General features: G+C 70.8%; 1 protein-coding gene and 1 riboswitch. The gene reads left to right on the top strand.

The genetic code is table 11. The features are described from left to right. Window positions 1-194 precede the first annotated feature (194 nt). Window positions 195-394, top strand: a riboswitch (cobalamin riboswitch). Window positions 395-502: 108 nt separating this feature from the next. After that, window positions 503-1012, top strand: a 510-nt coding sequence (locus MKK58_RS04620; protein ID WP_243910992.1) for a Plug domain-containing protein, incomplete at its 3' end; no start/stop codon positions are given.

Genomic DNA, 1012 nt, shown 5'->3' with positions numbered 1-1012 from the left:
GCGCGATCCCCTGCAATGCGCGCATGCGACTGGTCTCCGTCACGCCCCTCGCCACGCTCCTCGCTGCCCTGCCCGCCGCGTCTCCGGCACCGGCTCAGGATGGCACCTTGGCCCAGGTGACGGCGCGCGGGCACTTCGTCTGCGGGGTCAGCGGCGGGGTGGCGGGCTTCAGCATGCCCGACGGGCAGGGGCGCTGGCACGGCCTCGACGTGGATTTCTGGCCGGAGGATCAAAAGGGAACGCGGTGCGGGGGCAGCCCCAACGCCGCGGCTGCCCCCGCAACTGTAAGCGGCGAGCCCTTCGCCACCAACGTCACTGAGCGGCCTCGCTCGGGAAGACGGTGAAGGGCGGTGACCCGCGAGCCAGGAGACCTGCCGTCAGTCGTGGTCACACGCGAGACACGCTGGGCGGGGTGCCCCGGCGGGTGCGGGAGCATGCGCGCGCGCGTGGTTCGGCCTCGTTCGCGGTGACGTGCCACTGCCGTCGCCCGAGGCCCATCATCTTGTCCCGTTCACCGTCTATCCCGCTGCTGCCCGTGCTGGCCCTGTCCTGCGCGATCCCCACCGCCGTCGCAGCCCAGGGGGCATCCTCCGGCGAGACCGCCGTGGTGCTCGATGCCCTCTCGGTGGAGGGCACCTTCACCGCCACGCCGACCTATCGGGTGCCGGAACTCTACAGCGGCACGAAGACGGTGACGCCGCGCCGGGACATTCCGCAACAGGTCGACGTGGTGCCCCGGGAGGTCCTGGTCGACACCGCCGCGACCCGCGTCGAGCGCGCCCTCGACTACGTGCCCGGCGTCGGCAAGCAGAACGATTTTGGCGCCCAGAACCTCGCCCTGTACTCGGTCCGGGGCTTCGCCACCCAGGATATCTTCCAGAACGGCTTCAACATCGCCCGCGGCTACAACGGCGCGCCCGACACCCAGAACGTCCAGTCCATCGAAGTCCTGAAGGGTCCGGCCGGTGCCCTCTACGGACGCAGCGATCCGGGCGGGAGCGTCAACATCCTG

The organism is Methylobacterium sp. J-078 (genome assembly GCF_022829285.1).
Taxonomy (GTDB): Bacteria; Pseudomonadota; Alphaproteobacteria; order Rhizobiales; family Beijerinckiaceae; genus Methylobacterium.
The sequence above is the reverse complement of the archived record's forward strand: the minus strand, read 5'-3'. Positions and strand labels throughout refer to the sequence as shown.